The organism is Nocardia thailandica NBRC 100428 (assembly GCF_000308795.1).
Classification (GTDB): domain Bacteria; phylum Actinomycetota; class Actinomycetes; order Mycobacteriales; family Mycobacteriaceae; genus Nocardia; species Nocardia thailandica.
Genome location: NZ_BAGK01000243.1, coordinates 1 through 1,181 on the forward strand (window position 1 = coordinate 1; position 1,181 = coordinate 1,181).

Consider the following 1,181-nt stretch of genomic DNA (forward strand, 5'->3'; position numbering starts at 1 on the left):
CGCGAGCGCGGGCCCGTCGGCGCCCGCGCAGTGCGGCAGGCAGTCGACCCGATCCGGGGCGGGCGCCGCGGGGGCGGTGCCGCGCAGGGCGAACGCGGCGACGATGGCGCCCGCGAGCAGCAGTGCGACGCACCAGCGCATGGCGGTGTCGAAACCCACCCCGAACCGCGCCGGGTCGGCGAACGCCCCCGACAGTCCCGCCAGGCCGGGCAGGGCGGCGACGGCGAGCAGCTGCGCCGTGCGCGCCACCGCGTTGTTCACCCCCGAGGCGATCCCGGCCTCGGTCTCGGGGACCGCCCCGAGGACCGCGCCGGTCAGCGGGGCGACCAGGACGGCGAGGCCGAGACCGAAGATCGTCACCCCGGGCAGGACATCGGTGAGGTAGTCCGCGTCCGGCCCGACCCGCTGGAGCGCGAACACGCCCGCCGCGGCCGCCAGCGGCCCCGCGGTCAGGGGGACGCGGGCCCCGTGCCGCTGCGCCCAGCGACCGGCAGGCGCGGACAGCACGAGCATGAGCACCGTGACCGGCAGGCTCGCGGCGCCCGCCGCGGTCGGCGAATAGCCCGCCACCAGTTGCAGTTGCAACACCAGCAGGAAGAAGACCCCGCCGAGAGCCGCGTAGACGAACAGGGTCACCACATTGGCGGCGGTGAACACCCGTGAGGCGAACAGCGACAGCGGCACCAGCGGATTCGGGCTCCGCCACTCCACCACCGCGAACAGCGCCAGCCCGAACACGCCCGCCACCACGAACGGCGGACGCGCGTCGATGAGCCCGTAGGTGAGCGCGCCGAGCGCGAGGGCGACCACCGCCGCGCCCGGCACGTCGATGCGCCGCGCCGCGCCCGGGTCGCGGCTCTCGGGCACCCAGCGCAGTGCCACGGCGACCACCGCCAGCGCCAGCGGCACGTTGAGCAGGAACACCGAGCGCCACCCCGCCAGCTGGATCAGTCCGCCGCCGACCAGCGGGCCCACCGCGCCGGCGACCCCGCCGAGGCCCGACCACAGCCCGATCGCCGCGCCCTGATCCCGCTTGTCGATCGAGGCCGACAGCAGCGCCAGGCTCCCCGGCGTCAGCAGCGCGCCCGCGACGCCCTGCAGCAGTCGCGCGCCGACCAGCAGGCCGACGGTCGTCGCCAGCGCGCACAGCAGCGAGGTCGCGACGAAGCCCAGCGCGCCCC

General features: G+C 76.8%; 1 protein-coding gene. It reads right to left on the reverse strand.

Annotation, left to right across the window (positions count from 1 at the left end; all coding sequences use genetic code 11):
• Window positions 1-1,181: MFS transporter (locus ON36_RS28070; RefSeq protein WP_043659839.1), on the reverse strand; the 1,181-nt coding region annotated here is incomplete at both ends.